Raw genomic sequence first — 21261 nt, forward strand, 5'->3', positions numbered from 1 at the left:
CGCAGCTGCACGGCACAGCACGCCGGTTCAGCGGATGCGCTGGGCCAGCACTGCAGGGTGGTCCGCGGGCAGTCCGTGGCGCCGTCCGTTCCGCAGCAGCGCGACGTTCTTCTTCTCCCAGTCGCGCAGCGCCTGGCGCAGGGGGTCGATCGCGGCGCTCTCGGCGCAGCTGCCGGCCGTGCGCCCGCAGGAACACTTCTGCGTCGCTGAGTCGTGGTGCAGCGTTTCGATGCGCCAGATGCCGGCCATGGCCCAATCGATCTGGCGCCGGGCCAGATCGGTGTTGCGTTCAGCCCGCTTGACCAGGTCGTTCTGCAGCAGACCACGCACCCCATCGATGCCGGCCGTGAACTGGCCCGCCACAACGGCGCTGAGCTCAGCGACCTGATCGCGCAGTGCGGTCAGGTCGACGTCGCGGGCGACGAGCAGGGCATCCGTTTCGGAGACGAAGTCGGCGTGGCCGGTCTCGGACGCCGCCCACCGAGCGGCCCACAGTCGAACATGCTCGAGATCGCGACGTTCTGATTTCTCGGCCCCCAGATGGTGCACGCACAGCGCGCAGACCACCTGGTCACTCAGCGAGGTGAAGTGAAAGGGCTGCGGCGCGAGGCAGCACAGGCACGGCACCTCGAGGTCGACATGCAGCCGATGCGCGTGCGTCACGACTGCCCCCTCTCACTGTTGTTCCCTCGAGAATACCGGGTACAGGGCACAGAACCGAGGCACGCACCGGAACATCGGAACGCTACGGTCGCTCCGTCCCGCCGCCGGCTCGCAGCGTGGGCCGCCGAAATCACCGACACCCCCGGGGCGACACGGGCGGTTCACGGCAGCCCGGCCTGGCAGACCTCGCGCTAGGGTTTTAGGGTGCCGCCTTCGACGAGTCCCAGCGCCTCACGCGAATTCTTCGCCGGGGCCGGTTTTCTCGGTCGCGGCCTCAAAATGTGGATCACGTCACCACGCCTCATGCTGCTCGGCGCACTTCCGGCGTTCATCGTCGGCATTGCCTACCTCGCCGGCATCGTGGTACTGCTCATCAACCTCGAAGCCATCGCCGTGGCCATCAGTCCGTTCGCAAGCGGCTGGGGGGAACCGTGGCGCACGGGTATGCGGGTCGTAGCCGCCGCGGCGGTCACGGCCGCCGGCATCCTCTTGTTGGCGTACACGTTCGTGGCCGTGACCCTCGTCGTCGGCGACCCGTTCTATGAGCGCATCTGGCGCGCGGTCGAAACCAACCTCGGCGACGCGCCGGTCGAAACCCCGCGCGGCCTGCTGCGTTCCATGGTCGACGCCCTGAAACTGGTCGGCCTCGCCGTTCTGGGCGCTCTCATACTGCTGCTCTGCGGCCTGATCCCCGGGCTCGGCCAACTGCTCGCGCTCGTTCTCGGGGCGCTGTTTGGCGGCTGGATCCTCTGTCTCGAACTCACCGGCTTCGCCTTCGATGCGCGCGGCTTCACCCTGAAACAACGACGACGGATGCTCCGCGCCCGCCGCGCCCGCAGCCTCGGTTTTGGGGTGCTCACCTACCTGTTGTTCCTGATTCCCGGCGCCGCCGTCATCGTGATGCCCGCAGCGGCGGCCGGCGCGGCCATGCTCAGCCGGGACCTGCTCGCGTCGAGACGTGCCGCCGGTTAACGCTTCCGGTGAATGATGCGGCCGCTGCGAGCCGCGATTGCACGCACGACCGCCGGACGCGCGCCCGCCCAAATTCCGGCCGTGACCAGCAGCGCGGCCACGACGACCCAGACGCCGGTCCATCCGTCATCATTGCGCGCGGCATACATATGGTTGAGGTTTGCACGGGCACCGGTCGTGAGCACGAGCGTCACGTGAATGACAATGAACGCCACAAAGAAGATCAGTACCGCAAAGTGCAGTTTGCGCGCAACAGGCAGAGGAAAGACGCGATCCAGGCGGCGAAACCGGGCGGACAGGCCCGGGGACATGCGCAGGCCGGTCACGAGCGCGATCGGCGCCGCAATGAACACCACGACGAAGTAGCTGAGCATCTGCAGGGCGTTGTAGTGCACCCAGCCGGTGCCGGTCGGCCAATTGAGCGAGGCATATTGCAGGCCGGCCGACACCGCGTTGGGAAAGACGTCCCAGCTGGTGGGCACCAGACGCAGCCATTGACCGGTCGCAAACAGCAGAACATAGAAGAGTATGCCGTTGACAGCCCAGAGGGTGTCGAAGACGATGTGCTGCCAGAGGTTGAGGGTGATTCGAATCGGGGGATTCTTCGTGCGAAACAACCCGGTGTTCGTACGCGTCCAAAAAATGGACGGACGTTTAGTCGTACGCACCTGCCAGCCGGTACGAATGACGAACAGAATGAAGAAGGCATTGAGACCGTGTTGCCAGGCCAGCCAGGCCGGTATTCCAACCGGGGTCGCGGCGAGGTGCGTCGAGACACCGGGGTAGCTACGCACAAACGATTCGACTTGCGGAAGGCCACGAATCCCATTTGCCGCGAGCACAACGAGTGCCAGAGTGACGAGCACGGCAGGCACAACCCAGGCGAGCCAAAACCACCGGTTCGGCCGAACTAGGCTCAGCCGAGAGGCACCCGTCGTCATGGTGATCCGTTCCGCGCTCGGGCGGATTCCCACAGCGTCCTCGTAAGGTTACTTGCCCGTCTGCCTCCGGTGTCGATCACTGACGCGGTAGGTCATATTGTCGGCGACGAGGGCTCTTTGCACGGGGACTGATGGTTCCTTAACGACACAGGGCCTCCGATTTCTCGAAGGCCCTGACTGTTCGCATGGATTGTGCGCCTATCCGCAATGGGTGTTTCAGCTTATTTGAGGGGCCTTGCTACGACTGGGCGGTTATTGTGCCGCCGATCCACCATCCCCGCCTTAGGACTCAATCGTTCCAGCGCTTCGACGATTACTCCGCAACCACGCTAATTTCCTATAGAACATTGGATTCTCGAGCTGGACACTCCGACTGGGACACATTGACCGGTGGATGCTGCCCTCCATCAGTAAGCGTTTCTGCTCGGCGCCTCGGCCAGTGCGGATTAGCCATTGGTATTCGGGGTTGCGAATGTTCGTTGTACTCGCTGCACTCGTTGTGATTTCTTGAACACGTTCAGCTGTTCGGAAATGTTTTACGAATGCGCGAATCATTGCAACGGTGCAGTATCCAAGTGGAGGAATCATTTTGGAAAACGATCGACCCAACAGGGCATCTAATATTCCGATATGCCCCACTGCGATACCTTTCTCACCGGCCGTCCTGCTGAGTGAACAGCTGGCCCGCACCGCGCAGAAACATGGAGGTAATCTCGCCGTGGTGCACGCTGATGTTCGGCTGACATGGAGCCAGGTTGAGGAACAAAGCCGTCGTATCGCCAAGGCACTCCTAGTCAATGGCGTATCGCGAGGTGACAACGTCGCCGTCTGGATGCCAAACCACCCGACATGGTTGCTCCTTTGGCTGGCGGCAGTCCAGATCGGAGCCGTGATCGTGCCGTTGAATACTCGGTATACGGCCGCGGAAGCGTCCTACATTCTGGCGAAGTCGGAGGCGGCGATGCTCTTCATGGAAGCATCCTTCCTCGGCCGTGATTTTCCCGCCATGTTCCGCGAGATCTGTCCCGATTGGAATGGTGAACGGTCGTTAGGGCTCCCGCACCTTCGTTCCGTGGTGCTGATTGATGGCGAAGAAATCGGCCTAAGTGCATTCGCGGACTTTTTGAATAGTGCTGATGATGTCACAGACCTTGAGCTCGACACTGCAGCCCTCAGCGTGAGAGCAGACGACACCGTCATCATCGTATTCACGTCGGGAACGACAGGTTTCCCCAAGGGAGTTATGCACAGCCACAACGCGTTGCGCATGATGGCCGAAGTGACGATGTGGCTTTCGATCGGCCCGGATGATCGGATTCTCGGCCACCTTCCGCTCTTCCATGTTTCCGGAATCTTCTCCAGCTTCCTCCCCGCGCTGATTTCCGGTGGCGCCCTCATCCAACTCGACAAATGGGACGCGACCGAGGCGCTGCGCCTCGTCTCCACAGAAGGTGTCACCGTGTTGTCGGGGATACCGACACACTTCATCGACCTGTTGAAGCACCCTCGCCTGTGCGATTTCGACACCGCGACGCTGCGCATCGGCTGGATCGGGGGATCCACGATTCCGTCGAGCATAGTTACGGGGTCGCGGGACGCGCTCGGCATGCAGGCGCTCCTTCCGGTCTACGGTATGAGCGAGACCACGTCGACGACAACGTTAGGCCGACCGAGCGACCCCATCGACAGCCTGATGGCGGGCAAGGGTTTGCCACTGGGCGGGTACGAGGTCGTAGTCGTAGACCCCCGGCTTCGTGAGCCACTCCCGATGGGCACCGAGGGCGAGATTGCCGTGCGGGGCTACACAGTCATGAAGGGTTACTACGGGGACCCCGAGTCGACACGAGCCGTGCTCTCAGACGAGGGATGGTTTTACACTGGCGACCTCGGTGTCTTCGATGAGCGCGGATACCTGTCTATCACCGGAAGATTGTCCGACAAATTCATCGTCGGCGGAAACAATGTGCATCCGGCCGACATCGAACACGTGCTGCTCGCTTGTCCAGGCGTGAAAGTTGCTCATGTCGTCGCTCGCCCGGATAATCGCCTTGGTGAGGTGGCTGTCGCGTTCGTTGAGCGCGTGCCCGGAATCGTGCTCACCGCAGCCGACGTACTAGCACACTGCCGCTCGCATCTCGCGTCTTTCAAAGTGCCAAGGGACGTAGTCTTCGTCGACACCTGGCCGACGACGCCCACCGGCAAAGTCGAGCGCTTCCGTCTGAGGCAGAGTGCGATCGAATTGGCATTACACGAATTGACCTCAGTTACGGCGCCACCAAAAGAAGGGAATTCCGATGCGAATCAGTAGAGAACGAATCCAGGGAACGCCGCGTCCAGCACTCCGGAGGGTGATGCTCGCCGTCGTTGTCGCAGGATCGCTTCTGGTCAGTGGTTGTGCGCCAGGTCCTGCCGACGGCTCAGGGGAAGAAACCATCAAACTCGGTTCCCTGCACCCGCTCTCCGGCGGACTCGAGTTCGAAGGCACGGAAGCCAATCAGGGTGTCATGGTCGCGGTCGATGAAGTCAACGCGGCCGGCGGCATCGCATCGATGGGCGGCGCTAAGGTGGAGCTGCTCGTCGAGGACAACGGCGGCGATGTAGACCGCGGTTCTCTCATGGCGACAGGCATGGTGGAAGACGGTGTCGTTGCCATCCTCGGTACGATGTCAAGCGGAGTCGCGTTGGCCATCCAGCCCATTTCCGAGCGCAGCCAGGTGCCGTTCATGATAACGGCCGGAGCCGACCCAGAGCTGACTAATCGTGGGCTCAAGTACACGTTCCGCGCCCACCCCGACGTAGGGATGTCTGTCGACGGGGCGATTGCAGCTCTCAAAGGCATCTCAGCGGCCTCGAGCACGCCAATCCAACGGGTCGCCCACCTTAAGTTGGACATCTCGGCTTATACCGCTGTTTCCGAACTGCTTGAGAAAAAGCTTCCTGATGCCGACATGGATCTCGTTTCGGTTGTGACTGCGCCATTAGATGCCACCGATTTTTCGACCCAAGTGACCCAGATCAAACAGTCCAAGCCCGACGTGCTGGTGATCAGCGCACTGCTGGCCCAAAGTCTCGAGATTGTCAAGACGATGAATGCGCAGGAGTTTCGGCCAGACTTCACCGTCGGTATCGCTGCGGGCTTCACCCATCCGGGATTCTCGAAGGCGTTACCGGAACTCGGCGAAAACATCGGAGACGTCACCTACTGGTACAATGCGCGCAGCGACGTCTGGACGAAATTCAAGGCCGAGTATGTCGAGCGTTTCAGCACCGTACCCACGACGCACGCCGCACAGGGTTACCAATCGGCGATGATCGTGATGGACGCACTCGAGCGTGCCGGAACAACCGACGGTCCGGCCCTACGACAGGCCCTGGCCAACACCTCTCTCGAAGACCACCTTCTCCCGCAGGAAGGACCAATCGAGTTCGGTGAGGACGGGCAAAACCATGACGTGCAATCGCCGATGACGCAGCTCTTCACCGGACTGCCGGAGATCACCTTCCCCGCCGAGTTCGCAGCGACGGACTCCTTATTTCCCGACCCCCTCGCAACGCAGTGACTTCGGCAGTGGTATGCGAGCGGCATACCGGCAACGGCAATCCCTCCTATGGCACAATCTCGGATTACGCGCTCATGAAAGGCCAACGATGAATCTGCTTCTACAAGGCGTCGTTTCGGGAATCCTGGTTGGTGGCCTGTTCAGCATCGTCGCGATGGGCCTGGCCGTACAATTCAGCGTCATGCGCGTGATCAATTTTGCCCAGGGTGTCTTCCTGATGCTGGGCGCATACTTGGCCCTGTTCCTCAAGGCGAACCTGGGAATCGACCCGTACCTCGGTTCGGTGGCCGCCTTCGCCGCGCTGTTCCTCGTCGGTTACATCATTATGGGCACTGTCCTGCAGCGGCTCTTGAACTCTGATCCCGTACTTCCCCTTATCGCGACCTTTGGAATCGCGATGGCAGTGCAGAATCTCGTTGTCGCCACCGTGGGTGCCACGCCGCGCCAAGCTGATGCGCTTTGGAGCGATGAGATCTGGCATATCGGGGACGTGACTGTGCCAGTGTCCCGGGTGATCGCATTCGGTTTGGCGGCCGTGTCCGTCGTGGTGCTTGTCGTGATCGTGAAGCACACAAGACTAGGACGCTTCATGCGAGCGACATCGTCGGAGCCCGTGGCCGCAGCGCTCTCGGGTATCAACGTCAAGCGGGTCGACCGTCTTGCTTTCGGGCTGGGTTGCGGCTTGGCCGGATTCGCTGGCGCAATCATCCTGCCCGTGCTCCAGGCCAGTCCGTTCGTCGGCGACCAGTTCATGGTCAATGCCTTCGTCATCGTGCTTATCGGCGGCCTCGGCAGCATCGTCGGGTCCGGAATCGCTGGACTTCTGGTCGGCGTGCTGACCGGCGTCGGCAGCCTGATTCTTCCCGGTTCGCTCGTTGCTGCGCTGCTTTTCGTTCTGCTCATCGCCGTGATGATGTTCCGTCCCTATGGACTATTCGGCGGCAAACGCGAGGCCTTGATATACCGCTCGGCTGGCCATTGAAATGAGGGCATCATGAATCTCCCCCGAAACGAGACTCCGACCAATTTCTGGACCGACCGAATGCTTCCGGTCTGGATCAAACATCGCCGTACCATCGTGCTGGTCGGGTCAGTAGTTGCGCTCCTGATGGCGCTGTCATCTGCCCAAAGTAGTCAGCTCCTAGCTCTGATCCTGATTTATGCCGTCGCCGTTTCCGGCTGGAATATCGTCAGCGGCTATGCCGGGCAGCCCTCGCTTGGGCATGCCGCGTTCTTCGGCCTCGGCGCCTACGGAGCAGCGGTGTGGACTGTCCGTTTCGGTCAGAGCCCGTGGATCGGAATCGCGCTCGGTGCTATCACAGCCGGGATACTGGCGATGCTCGTCGGCTGCGTATCGTGGCGGCTAAAGATCTCTGGCATTTACTTCGCCCTGATCCTGTTCGCGGTCTCCGAGCTGCTCTTCGTGATTGCCTCGAATATCAAGTTTCTCGGCGGAACGACGGGCCTGTTCAGTGTGGTCTCCGGCGACAGTTTCACCATGCTGACCTTCGCCGACCCGCGCTGGTTCGCGGGGATAGCGGCGGGCATGCTCGGCCTGATATTGCTCCTTACCACCGCGCTGTCGCGCAGCCAGCTCGGCCGACAGTGGGCCATCGTGCGACACGATGAAGTGGCCGCCGAGGCCTCGGGAATCAACACCATGCGCGTCAAGGTCATCGCGCTGGGCATCAGCGCCGTGATCACGGCGATGGCCGGAGGTCTCTACGCACAGTTGCAGCTCTTCATCCAGCCCGACACTGCCTTCGGCATGCAGACGAACCTGCGATTCATCCTGATCGGGTTCCTTGGAGGCGTCGGCCTGCTGTGGGGCCCGCTGGTGGGATCCACCATCGTGACGATGATCGAGACCGTTTCCCGCGAGCTCTTTCGCGGTCTGCCTGGAATCGACGGAGTTGCCTTCGGACTCGTGCTGGTTCTCGCGGTCACGCTTCTGCCCCGGGGGCTTGCGTGGCGGCGTTCCGCCAAGGCACGGCGATCACTGGCAGTCACGCCATCCGATCCGCACATCAGCCCGAGTGGAGCAATCGGGTTGGACAGTGCAGATCCCGCCGGAAGAGATCAGGTGCGACGCGGAGCCACTGTGTTCACCGTTGCTGACCTTAGCAAGACATTCGGTGCCATCACCGTGGTCAACGCAGTGTCAATGACGCTCTCAGGGGGAACCATCCACGGCCTCATTGGCCCGAACGGTGCCGGCAAGAGCACCATGATCAATATGCTCACGGGCACTATCCAAAGCGATACCGGCGAGATGCACCTAGAAGGCCGGAGCGTGTTCGGACGACCACCCCATGAGTTCGCTCGGGCAGGGATCGCCCGCACGTTCCAGATCCCGAGGCCGCTGGGCGACCTCACCGTGCGCGAGTGCGTGTTGGCAGCCGCCACCGCGACAGGACGGAGTTCGAATCCGGCTCAGTCCACAGACCGCGCCCTCAAAGCGATGGGAATGGCCGAACACGCGGATCGACTCTGGGTCACGCTCAATGGTTCGCAACAGCGGCGGGTCGAAGTTGCCAGAGCCTTGTCACAGGAGCCGCGGGTTCTGCTCCTGGACGAGCCGATGTCCGGATTGGGAGCCGAGGAGATCGATGCCCTCGTCGAGGTCATCCGGCAGCTTCGGCATTCGCGTCCCGAGATGACCATCTTGCTCGTCGAACACCTCATGCGCATCATGATGACCCTCGCCGACCAGATTACTGTCCTCGACCGTGGTCGCGTCATCGCCCGTGGGACACCGTCGGAAATCAACGCAGACCGCGCCGTGATCGACGCGTATCTAGGGAGTTCGGTCGTATGAGTATTTTAGAGATTTCCGAGCTGGTCGTCGCTCGTGGAGCGGGCATCGTTCTTCAGGGGCTCACTGTCGAGGTCGCTAACAATGAGATCGCAGCCATCCTCGGCCCGAACGGGGCAGGCAAGACCACGCTGCTCGAAACGATTGTCGGGCTTCATCGCCCGCAGAGCGGGCATGTAGTCTTCGACGGCGATGACATCACCGGTGCCAAACCTCACCAGATCGCTGCACGTGGGATCCGCCTCGTTCCCGAGGGGCGGCGCCTCTTCAGCGGACTGACCGTCGGCGAAAACCTTCGGATCGGCGCGGAGGGTGCGGGGCTCAAGGAATGGCGGTGGGTGCTGGAGATTTTTCCGCAACTGCAGAAACTGCTCGGCAGCCGCGGAGGCACACTCAGCGGTGGTGAGCAGCAGATGGTAGCGATCGGTCGGGCGCTCGTCGCCAAGCCCCGCCTCATGATTCTCGACGAGCCGTCCTGGGGGCTGGCCCCATTGCTCGTAGACGATGTTCTGACCGCGGTTGAGAACATCCGCCAGCTCGGCACGACCATCGTGCTCGTCGAGCAGAACGTCGAAGCGGCTCTCAAGATCGCCGGGCAAGCGCACATCCTCGCAGACGGAAAGATCCAGAGATCACTCGGCCACGATGAGGCTATCGCTCGGCCCGAGTTCCTCCGGGAAGCCTACCTCGGCGCTCCGATCGCGCCAGCGTGAGCGAGTGCATGACGGGCTTTCCACAGGAACTAGATGACATTAGCTTCACCGAAAACGCATGGTTCAAAGGAGACCTCATGAATTTCGCTCCGGACACATCAGTACTGGACGTCATAGTGCACAATTCCAGAGCACACCCGGGTGGAATCGCGATCGTATCCAACGACGCGAGTTACACCAACCGCGAACTCGCCGACGCAGTCGCCCGGGTCGCCGCAGGATTCCGAAATCTCGGAATCGACTCCGGCTCGCGAGTTGGCCTGATCTGCTCCAATCGCGTCGAGTGGGCGGTTGCTTTCTATGGTGCGCTCGCGGCGGGAGCGACGGTCACGGCCTTTAATACCTGGTCAAAGAGGTGGGACCTAGATCAGATGCTGGAGCATTCCCGCTGCGATATTTTGGTCGCCGTTGATCACCTCGGAGACACCGACCTGCGCCCCCTGCTCGCCGAGGTAGTGCCGGAGGCATGGTCATCGACCAGCACGGGCTGGCAGTCCGCGAGCTACCCCCAGTTGCGGGACCTGATTCTGATCGCCGTCGACGTTCCTCCGGGAGCCCGGTCGTTCGACGATCTGCTGAACTTCCCGACCAATCCCGACCTCGACGACTTCCCTGCAACTGTTCTCGATCTGCCGCTTGCCGAAGTCGTTCTCTATACATCCGGGTCGACGGCCAGTCCCAAGGCAGTCCGACTGACGCAAACCGCCCTGGTACAGCACGCCCTGGCGGTAGGAGAGCGGATGGGCATCGAACCGGCCGATCGCGTGTGGGTGCCTGTGCCGCTGTTCTGGAGCTACGGCGGAGCGAACGCGCTGATGGTGGGGCTGGTGCATGCTTGTCCGATCATTCTGCAGGAACGGTTCGATGCTCGGGAATCGCTCACTCTCATCGAGAGAGAACGATGCACTGTCGCGTACTTGCTCCCCAACATTGCCCAGCGACTCACCGACTGTCAAGATTTTTCGCCGGCCAAGGTTGCAACTCTTACGCGAGGAATGATCATCGGTCCGCCCTCGGCCATCGTGCATGCCGCCCTCACTCTCGGCGTTACGCACGTGTGCAATGCGTACGGATCGACCGAAATGTATGGGGGTGCCACAACTACTCCGCATGACTGGACATTGGAACATCGGGCGAACTCGCAGGGATTGCCCCTCCGCGGGACTCTGGTTCGCATTTTGGACTCCCAGACGGGTGCCAGAATAGGCGAACGGGAGGTCGGTGAAATCGTCGTCTCCGGTTCGGTCAGCCCCGGTTATCTTGAACCGGCCGACCACAGTACAAGCCCGTTTACCAGCGACGGAGCATTCCATACCGGGGACCTCGGGTACATCGAAAACGGGGAGGTCCACTATGTGGGTCGCGCCTCCGAGATGATCCGCTCGGGTGGCATCAACATCTCGCCGCTCGAGGTGGAAGAGTTTCTGCTGACTAACGACTGCATCGAGGATGTTGTGGTCGTCGGGGCCGAAGCCGACAGTGGCGATCAGGTGGCCATCGCGTTCGTGCGCGTTGCACAGCTTTCCGTCACCGATGAGGTGCAGCTGACGACGTACTGCCGCGAACGGATCGCCTCCTACAAAGTGCCGCGGCGTTTCGTGCTCCGTACCTCGGACTTTCCCCGCACGTCCACCGGCAAGCTCGCCCGCGCCATTCTTAGGGACGAAGGCCAAAAAGTCTGGTCGAGTTGGGATAACGGTACGCATTCATCTTCAACAAAAATTACTGAGGAGACACCATGACCACCGACAATCCCAAAGTGCGCCCGCTCGATGAAACGCTGCTGCGCACAGCGATAGATATCGCAAACATCCCGTCGTTACTCATGGTTCTGGTGCAGCTGACCGGGGAGATGCGCTGGCTACACGATCCGTACCTGCCGAGTCGTGGCAAGGGCCTCAGCCCTAACGACACCGGCCAGCTCGACTCGGTCTACCAGAACGAAGTGCGTAGCGCGGCCTATGCGGCAATCCTGGAATGGAGCCGGGGTCGCGAGCCGCAGATCCCCGCGCCGAGTCCGGAGTTGCTGATCCGAATGCTGAGCGTTTCAATGGGTGAAGACGTGCCGGCCGAATACGCCGAAATGATGTCCCACGAACTTGGTCTCGATAAGGCCCCGCGGCTCGCCGAACGAGTATTCGGCGCCCGGCCACCGGCAGGATTCACCGCGCTGATCATCGGCGCCGGTGCATCTGGGCTGTGCGCGGCCATTCAGCTTGCCAAGGCCGGGATCAGCTATGAGATCCTGGAGCGAAACGACGAAGTTGGCGGAACATGGCTGGAGAACCGCTATCCCGGCTGCGGGGTCGACACACCGAGCCACCTTTATTCGTTCTCTTTCGCCGAGAAAGACTGGACCCGCTATTTCGCGTCCAGGGACGAGCTGTTCGACTACTTCAAGCAAGTGTCGATCGACCATGACATCCGCCGCCACATCCGTTTCAGAATGGAGGTGCTCGGGGCGGTTTGGGACGAGCAGAACAAGCAGTGGCACGTGAATGTAATGGACGCAGACGGACGCAAGCGCACTCTTTCGGCCTCGATGATCATGAGTGCGGTCGGTGCTTTCAACAAACCCAAGATTCCAGTGATCCCTGGTTTGGACACCTTCGAAGGCCCCGCCGCGCACACCGCGCAGTGGCCAGCCGATCTGGACCTTGCCGGCAAACGAGTGGGAGTCATCGGCAATGGTGCTAGCGCCATGCAGTTGGTTCCGGCCGTCGCCGACGTCGTTGAGTCGCTCACCGTGTTCACGCGCTCGAAGCAGTGGGCAGCGCCGTTTGAACAGTTCAAGCTGCCGGTACCCACCGCCCTCCGGTACCTCTTCGAATCGGTGCCGCTCTACCGCTCCTGGTATCGGTTGCGCCTCGCGTGGACTTTCAACGATCGAATTCATGCTTCTCTGCAGCGCGACCCCGAGTGGGAGCACCCCGAGCGTTCCATTAACAAGGTGAACGATGCACATCGCAAGTTCTTCACCCGCTACATCGAGAGCGAACTGGGGGACCGGCAGGACCTCCTTCCGCAGGTTCTCCCCGATTACCCGCCCTTCGGCAAGCGAATGCTGTTGGACAATGGTTGGTTCCGCACCATGACCCGCGACAATGTCACGCTTGTGGCCGATTCCATTACGGAGGTGCGTGCACACTCTGTTATCAGCGGCGATGGGACGGAACACGAGGTCGACGTCTTGGTGCTGGCCACCGGATTCGACGTTGTGCGATTCCTTGCCCCGATGGAGGTTCGCGGTCGTTCGGGGCGCACGCTGGAAAGCACCTGGCATGGTGATGATGCGCGGGCATACCTGGGCCTGGCTGTCCCTGACTTTCCCAACTTCTTCTGCCTGTACGGCCCGAACACCCAGTTCGGGCACGGTGGCAGCCTGATCTTCATGATGGAACTGCAGATGCACTACATTGTTGACCTACTTGAGCAAATGTTCGAGGCGGGAATTGACAGCGTCGATTGCAAGACGGAGGTGTGCGAAAGCTACAACGATCGAGTCGACGAAGCGCACTCTAAAATGGTGTGGACCCACCCCGGCATGGACGTGTACTACCGCAACTCCAAGGGGCGCGTGGTGGTCAACAACCCGTTCAAGATCGTCGACTTCTGGCGAATGCTTCGCAATGCCAATCTGAACGAGTTCGAGGTGACGACCGGATTCAACAGCGCCGAGTCCCTCGCGGGTGTATCCGAGCATGCTCTCGCAGAGCGCCAGGTTTAGCGTGCTTCTGGAAAATAGCTCAACCCTGGTGACCGGTGGTTCATCAGGACTCGGTGCCGCCACAGTACGCCGCCTGCACCAGTCAGGGTCGCACGTCGTGATCCTCGACCTGCCATGTTCGAAGGACGGGGCCGAGCAATTGATCGCCGAGTTGGGCTGTGGGGTCACCTTCGTTGCTGGCGATGTGACCGAACCCGACGATGTAGCGACAGCCGTCGCTGCCGCCGTGAAGATTGCACCGCTTCGGGTGGCCGTGGCAACGGCCGGTATCTCGACGGCGGATCGTCTGATTGGACGCAAAAGCCAGGTGGAACGCCGCAATCACTTCGTCAGGACCATACAGGTAAACCTCGTCGGTACGTTCAATCTGCTCACACAGTCCGCAGAGACCATGGCGAGGAACGACCTCGTCGACGGCGAACGGGGATTGGTCGTCTGCACCGCCTCGATCGCGGCTTTTGAAGGCCAGATCGGTCAGGTGGCATACTCCGCGTCGAAGAGCGGGGTCGTGGGGATGACCCTTCCGGCAGCACGCGAATTGGCGCAGAACAGCATCCGAGTCATGACGATTGCGCCCGGGTTGTTTGACACGCCTATGTTGGCGCGGGTGCCCGAGGCCGTGCGGGCGTCCGTCGCCGCTCAGGTGCCGCACCCAGCCCGTTTGGGTCAACCGCATGAGTACGCCGCGCTAGTTCTGCACATCGTAGAAAACCCAATGCTCAATGGTGAGGTTGTGCGGCTGGATGGCGCAATCCGGATGGGCGTGAGTTGATGGTCGGGTATCGTCGTCGGGTAATCGGTCAGAAGAGGCAAACAGTTATTCAGGAGGTTTCATGGGTCCGCTCGTAGGTGTGACGATTCTGGAGTTCGCTGGGCTCGGGCCCACCCCGTTCGCGGCATTGCTGCTCAGTGATATGGGTGCGAACGTGATCACAATCCACCGGGTGTCCGAAACGAAGCCGCTGGGAGAGAACTCCGAACTGAACGAGATGACCTGCGGTGCGCTTGCGCGCGGGCGGCGGTCGATTGCCGTGGATCTGAAAAGCCCCGATGGGATCGAGACGGTGCTGTCCCTGCTGGCTTCCGCGGATGGTTTGATCGAAGGCTTCCGACCCGGTGTCATGGAACGGCTGGGCCTGGGACCCGACGCGTGTTGGAAGCGCAATCCGCGTCTTGTATACGGCCGCATGACGGGATGGGGGCAGTTGGGAAAGCTCGCCCGCACCGCAGGCCATGACGTGAATTACATTGCAATCGCCGGTGTGCTCGACCACGTCGGGCCGGCAGGCGCGCCGATGGTCCCGCTCAACCTCATTGGCGACTTCGGAGGAGGAGGACTGCTCCTGGCATTTGGAATGGCTGCCGGGCTGTTCGAGGCCACCCGTTCGGGAACGGGACAGGTCGTCGATGCGGCGATGGTCGACGGCTCCTCGCTATTGATGACGATGATGTACGAGTTATGGGGCCGCCAGCAGTGGGATGCCCGTCGTGAGTCGAATATGAATGACGGCGGAGCCCACTTCTACAACATTTATGAGACCCTGGACGGGAAGCACGTCACCATTGCGGCGATGGAACCGGCGTTCTACGCGATCCTGGTCGATTTGATCGGTCTTGGGAACGAACAATTACCGGATCAATGGGACAAGTCCACCTGGGCTGGAATGAAGACACGGTTCGCCGCCGTCTTCCGAACGAAGACTCGGGCGGACTGGTCGACACTGCTCGATGGCACGGACGCCTGTTACGCGCCGGTGCTGTCTATGGATGAGGCGGTCTCGCATCCGCGGAACGTTGAGCGTTCGTCGTTCGTCGAGGTTGACGGCATCTTACAACCCGCCCCAGCGCCGCGCTTTAGCCGCACGCCGGCCACGGTCAGTCGCGGGCGGGCGTCACCGGGGGAGCACACCGAAGAAGTGCTACTCGAATTCGGAATCGATCAAGGCACGATCGATGGGCTCATGTCTTCCGGCGCGGTCGCGGGGATGGCGTCCGTCTTAGCCGAGACCAGATCCTGAATGGCCGTGAAAGTCGCCCGTACCACCTCGAAATCCGACGAAAGTTTCGAGGCGAACCTCGAACGCGTCGATCCGCAGATGCGCCGGCAACTGAGAGGACTGCGAGGCAGGCTCGGGCCCACCGGATTTCTGGGGATCGACGACCTTGTCGCCCGTCGGCAACAGTATGAAGCTGTGGGGCAGGTTGCGGCGCAGGCTTCACCGCCCGCAGACGTCACGCGGGAGGACGTGCTCCTTCGCAATGGGACGACAGGGGAGGGGCTTCGGTTGCGCATCTACCGACCGCCGGAGTCACCCATCGGTTCCGCTCCGGGGCCGGCCGTGCTGTACCTGCACGGAGGCGGAATGATCATGGGCGGTATCGAGACCGATGATGTTTACGCGGCGGCGCTGGCCGCAGAAGCTGGGCTCATCGTCGTGGCCGTGGAATATCGGCTCTCGCCGGAACATCCGTACCCGGCGGCGCTGAACGACTGCGTGTGGGCATTGACCGCTCTGGAATCCGAGCAGGTCGCGGTCGAGATAGATGGCACACGACTCGCCGTCTACGGCGTGAGCGGAGGCGGTGGCCTGGCCGCGGCGGTCGCGTTGTACCTGCGCGATCACGAGGGGCCCACGATTGAGCTTTTAGTGCTGGCAGCACCCATGTTGGATGATCGCGTGGCAGCGCGGCTGAACCATGTTGAGTTGGGGGTCTGGGATGCCGCACACAACGCGGAGGCTTGGGGCTTCGTGCTGGGACATCCAGCCGGGGCCCAGACCGTCCCGCAGTACGCGGCTGCAGGGCGGGCGCTCGATGTGAGCGGGTTGCCACCAACCTACCTCGATGTGGGCGCCCTGGACCTGTTTCTCCAGGAGGATCTCGAGTTCATCCAACGATTGGCGCTTGCGGCTGTTCCGATCGAGCTGCACGTCTATCCCGGCGCGTATCACGGCTTCGACCAGATCGCTCCGGGGTCCGCATCGTCACGCGCGGCCCGGGACAACCGCGTCAGCGTGCTGAGGCGAATACTTGGCCCACTCAATGACCTCACTGATCCGGACGCGCCGGAAGTACCCCGCGGCAACGCTCACGAGTTGCTTGCTACCGTAGGCAATCATGATCGGTTCTCACGCCGACCAGCACGGGGATGGATCGCTCCGGAGCAAGATCTGGAAGGTCACCGGCCCGCTGCCGATGACCGAGACGCAAATTGAATATGCTCGGCTGATGAGGCAGGGTACGAGCAACGCCGAGGCGTGCGGAATGTTGACCATAGGCTCATGCATCTGAACAGCAAGCACGATGCTGTTACCGTTCGCGAACGCGTCGGCACGGCGACGGCCCATCTGCCGGCGCACCTTCGAAATCACTGACGTGAGATCAAGGATTAGAGATGGCCGAATATCTTCATTTCAAGGAGAACACGACGATCCCGGTTTACCTCTGCGACTCTCATTCGCCGTGGCAACGAGGGGCGAACGAGAACACAAACGGGCTCATTCGCCAGTACTACCCCAAGGGCACCACCTGAACCTCCACAGCCCCGAATACCCGGCCGAAGTCGCCACCAAGATCAACGCTCGACCGCACAAATCACGCAATTGGGAACCATCCCAGGCACTTCGACAGCCTCAAGAAAATAGCTTCACGGGAACGAGTGTTGCGACGTTGGCGAGAAAATACCCCGTTCTTCACACCCCTTTACTTTCGGTGTCCAAACCGACGCAATCATGGACCGGGTCATCTGGCGCCCCCTCGCACGATCCTCGGCGCTGGACCGCACGATTGGGTAGCGCTCAGGGCTTCACATACTCACCACAATCCAGATTTCAGTAGACGACGATAGAGTCCCGCTCTAGCCGCGCGTTTTCCGTTCCAGGCAGGGTACTGACCAGCCTGTCTTCGATTGCCGATGCGGTGCGTTGGAGCTCCGTGTAGACATCGCGAAGACTGTGATCACTCAAAATGCTGCGCAGAGCCGAGATATGCACTGCTCCGACGATGGAACCATTGCGGCGGACAGGCGCTGCGAGACCGATGATGCCTGAAACCGCCTCTTCGCGGGAGATGCTTATCCCCTGAGCCTTGATCCACTCCAATTCGCGCATCAAGGATTGTCTATCTACACGGGTTTGCGGGGTGAGTCGAGGGAGCGGCCCATTCATCAGCTCCTGACGGATCTCTCGATTAAAGGCGGCGAACATCTTCCCTGCTGCGGTCGCGTGGCGGTATAGGGGTAGCCCAAGTGGGATGTCGACGTTGATTCGTTGACGGCCTCGGAGGCGAATTGCGTAGATGACGTCATTGCCCGTTCGCACCGCGAGATAGGTATCGAATCCGATCTTGTCTAGAAGTTTTTCCAGTTCAGGACTGGCCACGTTGACTATGTTCAATCGGTCTTGCACCTTGAATGACAGACGCGCCGTGGCTGGTCCTAGGTCGTACCCGTCACTCGTCGATGAGACCATGCCACCCTGCACCATTGCCTTGAGCAGATCATGCGTGCTGCTCACGGGAAGAGACAGCGAGTGACTGACCTCCGTTACCGTTTGTGGGCCACCTACCGCGAGTCGTGCGAGAACATCGAAAATTCGCTTTAACCGCTGACTTTGCATGTCAAGTCCTCTTTAAGTTCGCCTCTTCATCGAGACAATATTCGATAATTCGGAGGTGACCTTCGAATAATCGAAGTAAACCGTGTTTCAGCGTGACAATCAATTCTTCTTCGTGTTTTCGAAACACGAAGACACTGAAAGTGAGAATCGGTCATACCCATGTGACGCTGGACGGTGATGATTCGTGAGCTAGCCGCAGCAGCGCATTCGCCTCGACGCCGACTGCAAACACCGGGATACGAGTTGACCACCACATCATCCGTCGGGGGGTCACCCCGTCGCGGCATAACCAACATGCACTTTCGCACTAGACCCTCGGATTAAACGGACCATCCAGGGATTTCTTCACCTGACCAGCCCACATTAGAATCCACCTCTGCAACACGATGCTCACTGTAGATGCAGAAGTGGATTCTCGACAGGTGATCCTCTACGCCTTAACCATGATCGACTTCGTCTCCAGATAGGGCAAAATTCCCTCGGGGCCACGTTCTCGGCCGATGCCGGAATTCTTGAATCCACCGAACGGTGAGGCGCAATCGAGGCTGTAGAAGTTCACTCCAAGGGAGCCTGAGCGGATTTGATTCACGACCTCGAGACCCGCGGCCTCATCCTCGGTCCAGACGCTGCCGGCCAAACCATACGGAGAATCATTCGCGATCGCGATCGCCTCGCTGGTGTCGTCGTAGGGGATCACCACGTAAACCGGCCCAAAAATCTCCTCCTGAGCAATCCGCATCCTGCTATCAACGTCGCGAAAGATAGTCTTGTCGATATACCATCCCTTATCTCGATCCTTCGACCGGCCGCCGCCGAGTACTGCATTCGCACCTTCCTGAGCTCCAATTTGAAGGTAGGACTCGACCCGGCTCCGTTGCTGGGCCGACGCCAGCGGTCCTACAAAGGTGTTCGGGTCGCGCGGGTCACCGAATGGAACCGCTTCTACTGTGCTGACCATCGCATCCACAACCTCGTCATAGCGGGAGCGCGGAGCCAGGATGCGAGTTTGAGCGTTGCACGCTTGGCCGGAGATAAACAACATCGGACTCACGAGGTCACTGATCGCCCGGTCGAGATTTACATCCGGTAATAGGATCGCTGCCGACTTGCCGCCAAGCTCAAGCGTGGCGCGACGCACCCGCTCGCCGCACAAACCACCGATTCGTTTTCCCGCCGCTGTGCTTCCGGTGAAGGTGATCTTGTCGATTCCGTCGTGTGTAACGAGGTACTCCCCCACTTCGCGTCCCGCCGGTACGATGTTCAAAACACCGGCGGGAAGTCCCGCTTCCTTGAAAGCATTCGCGAACTGCACGAAATTGAGCGTCGATTCCGGCGGTGGCTTGAGGATCACAGTGCAGCCCGCCAGGAGCGCCGGGGCCAACTTCATCGCTGCGACAATTTGTGGACCGTTCCATGGAATGATGGCTCCAACGACCCCAACGGGTTCGGAACGAACGATGACCTCGTATCCGGCGTTGAGCGTGTCATAGGTCGGCCGACGAGACGTCCACACGAATGTATTGGCCAATCCCGCATAATATTCGAACAGGTCGACAGCGCCGGGCATTTGTGCGCCTCTCGAATGCGCGATGGGCGAACCCATCTCCGACGTCAAGACGTTTGCCATTTCTTCGCCGTGAAAACGAAGCCGCTGCGCAGCCCGCTTCATGATTTCGGCCCGCTCTTGATGCGACATTCGCGGCCAAGGGCCTTGGTCAAACGCCTGTCGAGCAGCCGCGACCGCGCGGTCGATATCGGCATTCGTGCCGTCGGGGAACGACCCGGACACTTCTTCGGTGGCCGGATCAAGCACCTCGATGACGTCGGTTCCCGCGGGATTGACCCAATCTCCGTCGATGAAGAACTGCTTCTGGATGTACATTTACTCCTCTTTCTGCCGAATTTTTTTGTATTGCTCGAGAATGACTAGTGCTCGTGTACGAGTAGTCCACGAATGTTGTCGCCGGCAAGCAGATCGTCATAACCCTTGTTGACGTCCTCGAGTGCGTAGCGTTTCGTTACGAGTTCCTCTAGCTTCAAAGTGCCGTGGTTGAAGAGGTCGATCAACCGAGGAATGTCGACTGTCGGGTTGCAGTCACCAAAGACAGTTCCTTTGATGGTTTTCTTATATAGCCCGAGCACGGTACCTGGAACATGGACCGTCTTTTCGGTAAGACTTCCCATGCCCGTGAGTACGACGGTTCCACCCTTGCTAATGGCATCGACGGCGGCACTGATGGTGTCTTCGTCGAGGCGCCCCACGGTCACGATGCTGCTATCCGCGCCGACGCCACGCGTGAGATCCTTCGCAAGCTCGTGCGCCTCCGCTGCCGTACCCACGGCGTGGGTCGCACCAAAATCCTTGGCCGCGGCGCGCTTGTTTGCGAGAGGATCGACCGCGATGACATGTTTCGCACCTGCCATCGCGGCACCCTGAACGGCGTTAATTCCGATGCCGCCAATGCCATAGATGACCACGACATGGCCGGGTCGGATCGCGGCCACATTCACCGCAGAGCCCCATCCGGTCGGCACGCCGCATCCGACGAGCGCCGCAGTGTCCATCTTCGTCGCTGGATCTACCCGAATGGCGGAATTCTGATGCACCACTGAGTACTGACTGAACGTACCGAGCATGCAAAACGCACCGACGGTTCCGGCTTTTCCTCTGAGCGGCCATCTTCCCCCGGGCAGGGAACCTTCGAGTATTGTGGCACCCCAGTCGCAGATTGCCTGCTGACCGGTTGCGCACCACTTGCACGTGCCACAACTGGGGATGAAGGACATCACGATGTGATCACCGGGCTTGACTCGGGAAACGCCGGGACCAACATCTTCAACGATTCCAGAGCCTTCGTGGCCTCCGACGATTGGTGCGTTTAACGGCAGATCGCCGGTCATGAGGTGGACGTCAGAGTGGCATAAACCTGAATAGAGGTTTCGCACAAGTACTTCGCCTTCACCGAGAGGCGCGAGTTCGAGTTCCTCGATCTCGAAGGGCTTTCCTACTTCGTAAAGGACAGCTGCTTTGGTCTTCATTGCACGGCCCATTCCTTCCTACCTTTCGGGCTGTCCTTATTGATACCCGCCTGTGGCTAGGTCTACAGATAGCCGCTCTGCAAGTCAATGGCGCATCGGGATCACGAAGATTGGCGTGCAATAACCACGCCACAAGAGCATTCTTTTCGCACTCATCACTGCCGTCCCAAGTTCGAGGAGAAGACGTCATAGATCGCGTTTCGGGCAAAGTAGCC

Annotated in this window: 16 protein-coding genes and 1 pseudogene; 12 read left to right on the top strand and 5 right to left on the bottom strand. The window is 60.6% G+C overall.

The annotated features are described in order from the left end of the window. Positions 1-27 precede the first annotated feature (27 nt). Positions 28-663: a hypothetical protein gene (locus tag CXY83_RS10135; RefSeq protein WP_104197234.1), complete on the bottom strand. Its 636-nt coding sequence runs from the start codon at positions 661-663 to the stop codon at positions 28-30. Between the two features lie 204 nt (positions 664-867). Between CXY83_RS10135 and CXY83_RS10140 the strand changes: the two genes are divergently transcribed. Then, a complete protein-coding gene (locus CXY83_RS10140; RefSeq protein WP_199184945.1) occupies positions 868-1635 on the top strand; it encodes an EI24 domain-containing protein in 768 nt (255 codons plus the stop codon). On the opposite strand, the gene CXY83_RS10145 is transcribed toward CXY83_RS10140, so the two are convergent. After that, positions 1632-2576: a cytochrome b/b6 domain-containing protein gene (locus CXY83_RS10145; RefSeq protein WP_104197235.1), complete on the bottom strand. Its 945-nt coding sequence runs from the start codon at positions 2574-2576 to the stop codon at positions 1632-1634. The genes CXY83_RS10140 and CXY83_RS10145 overlap by 4 nt on opposite strands. A 562-nt stretch (positions 2577-3138) precedes the next feature. Between CXY83_RS10145 and CXY83_RS10150 the strand changes: the two genes are divergently transcribed. The 11 genes and pseudogenes from CXY83_RS10150 to CXY83_RS17410 all read left to right on the top strand — a co-directional run. After that, positions 3139-4884 carry an AMP-binding protein gene (locus CXY83_RS10150; RefSeq protein ID WP_104197236.1) on the top strand — a complete coding sequence of 582 codons (1746 nt, stop codon included), beginning with the start codon at positions 3139-3141 and terminating at the stop codon, positions 4882-4884. Next, on the top strand, positions 4871-6136 hold the full coding sequence (locus CXY83_RS10155) for an ABC transporter substrate-binding protein (protein ID WP_104197237.1): 1266 nt from the start codon (positions 4871-4873) through the stop codon (positions 6134-6136). The genes CXY83_RS10150 and CXY83_RS10155 overlap by 14 nt, the downstream gene beginning before the upstream one ends. 88 nt (positions 6137-6224) lie before the next feature. Further along, positions 6225-7118 carry a branched-chain amino acid ABC transporter permease gene (locus CXY83_RS10160; protein WP_158251869.1) on the top strand — a complete coding sequence of 298 codons (894 nt, stop codon included), beginning with the start codon at positions 6225-6227 and terminating at the stop codon, positions 7116-7118. Between the two features lie 12 nt (positions 7119-7130). Beyond that, complete coding sequence (locus CXY83_RS10165) at positions 7131-8954, top strand: ATP-binding cassette domain-containing protein (protein WP_104197239.1); 1824 nt, start codon at positions 7131-7133, stop codon at positions 8952-8954. Further along, the gene (locus CXY83_RS10170; RefSeq protein WP_104197240.1) at positions 8951-9664 is read left to right on the top strand and encodes an ABC transporter ATP-binding protein; all 714 of its coding nucleotides are present in this window, start codon (positions 8951-8953) and stop codon (positions 9662-9664) included. Before CXY83_RS10165 ends, CXY83_RS10170 begins: the two co-directional genes overlap by 4 nt. A gap of 77 nt (positions 9665-9741) precedes the next feature. After that, positions 9742-11406: a class I adenylate-forming enzyme family protein gene (locus CXY83_RS10175; RefSeq protein ID WP_158251870.1), complete on the top strand. Its 1665-nt coding sequence runs from the start codon at positions 9742-9744 to the stop codon at positions 11404-11406. Beyond that, entirely contained in the window at positions 11403-13391 is a 1989-nt protein-coding gene (locus CXY83_RS10180) for an NAD(P)/FAD-dependent oxidoreductase (protein WP_104197242.1), read from the top strand. The genes CXY83_RS10175 and CXY83_RS10180 overlap by 4 nt, the downstream gene beginning before the upstream one ends. 1 nt (position 13392) lies before the next feature. After that, the gene (locus tag CXY83_RS10185) at positions 13393-14163 is read left to right on the top strand and encodes an SDR family NAD(P)-dependent oxidoreductase (RefSeq protein ID WP_199184946.1); all 771 of its coding nucleotides are present in this window, start codon (positions 13393-13395) and stop codon (positions 14161-14163) included. Positions 14164-14224: 61 nt separating this feature from the next. Beyond that, positions 14225-15409: a CaiB/BaiF CoA-transferase family protein gene (locus CXY83_RS10190; protein ID WP_104197244.1), complete on the top strand. Its 1185-nt coding sequence runs from the start codon at positions 14225-14227 to the stop codon at positions 15407-15409. After that, positions 15410-16606, top strand: a complete 1197-nt coding sequence (locus tag CXY83_RS10195) for an alpha/beta hydrolase (protein WP_104197245.1) — start codon at positions 15410-15412, stop codon at positions 16604-16606. Between the two features lie 164 nt (positions 16607-16770). Further along, positions 16771-16917: pseudogene (locus tag CXY83_RS17410) on the top strand (transposase); the annotation flags it as partial. Positions 16918-17221: 304 nt separating this feature from the next. On the opposite strand, the gene CXY83_RS10200 reads toward CXY83_RS17410, so the two are convergent. The 3 genes from CXY83_RS10200 to CXY83_RS10210 form a co-directional block, all read right to left on the bottom strand. After that, positions 17222-18007: an IclR family transcriptional regulator gene (locus tag CXY83_RS10200; protein WP_104197246.1), complete on the bottom strand. Its 786-nt coding sequence runs from the start codon at positions 18005-18007 to the stop codon at positions 17222-17224. A 430-nt stretch (positions 18008-18437) separates the two neighbouring features. After that, entirely contained in the window at positions 18438-19889 is a 1452-nt protein-coding gene (locus CXY83_RS10205; protein ID WP_104197247.1) for an aldehyde dehydrogenase, read from the bottom strand. 44 nt (positions 19890-19933) lie between these two features. Then, positions 19934-21046: a Zn-dependent alcohol dehydrogenase gene (locus tag CXY83_RS10210; protein ID WP_104197460.1), complete on the bottom strand. Its 1113-nt coding sequence runs from the start codon at positions 21044-21046 to the stop codon at positions 19934-19936. Positions 21047-21261 lie beyond the last annotated feature (215 nt).

The organism is Cryobacterium sp. M15, assembly GCF_002929675.1.
Lineage (GTDB): Bacteria > Actinomycetota > Actinomycetes > Actinomycetales > Microbacteriaceae > Cryobacterium > Cryobacterium lyxosi.

Bases quoted from the DNA above. Each gene is read 5' to 3' on its own strand.
- CXY83_RS10160 (WP_158251869.1), top strand. From the start codon at position 6,225: ATGAATCTGCTTCTACAAGGCGTCGTTTCGGGAATCCTGGTTGGTGGC.
- CXY83_RS10175 (WP_158251870.1), top strand. From the start codon at position 9,742: ATGAATTTCGCTCCGGACACATCAGTACTGGACGTCATAGTGCACAAT.
- CXY83_RS10170 (WP_104197240.1), top strand. From the start codon at position 8,951: ATGAGTATTTTAGAGATTTCCGAGCTGGTCGTCGCTCGTGGAGCGGGC.
- CXY83_RS10145 (WP_104197235.1), bottom strand. From the start codon at position 2,576: ATGACGACGGGTGCCTCTCGGCTGAGCCTAGTTCGGCCGAACCGGTGG.
- CXY83_RS10165 (WP_104197239.1), top strand. From the start codon at position 7,131: ATGAATCTCCCCCGAAACGAGACTCCGACCAATTTCTGGACCGACCGA.
- CXY83_RS10195 (WP_104197245.1), top strand. From the start codon at position 15,410: ATGGCCGTGAAAGTCGCCCGTACCACCTCGAAATCCGACGAAAGTTTC.
- CXY83_RS10190 (WP_104197244.1), top strand. From the start codon at position 14,225: ATGGGTCCGCTCGTAGGTGTGACGATTCTGGAGTTCGCTGGGCTCGGG.
- CXY83_RS10180 (WP_104197242.1), top strand. From the start codon at position 11,403: ATGACCACCGACAATCCCAAAGTGCGCCCGCTCGATGAAACGCTGCTG.
- CXY83_RS10155 (WP_104197237.1), top strand. From the start codon at position 4,871: ATGCGAATCAGTAGAGAACGAATCCAGGGAACGCCGCGTCCAGCACTC.
- CXY83_RS10205 (WP_104197247.1), bottom strand. From the start codon at position 19,889: ATGTACATCCAGAAGCAGTTCTTCATCGACGGAGATTGGGTCAATCCC.
- CXY83_RS10210 (WP_104197460.1), bottom strand. From the start codon at position 21,046: ATGAAGACCAAAGCAGCTGTCCTTTACGAAGTAGGAAAGCCCTTCGAG.
- CXY83_RS10200 (WP_104197246.1), bottom strand. From the start codon at position 18,007: ATGCAAAGTCAGCGGTTAAAGCGAATTTTCGATGTTCTCGCACGACTC.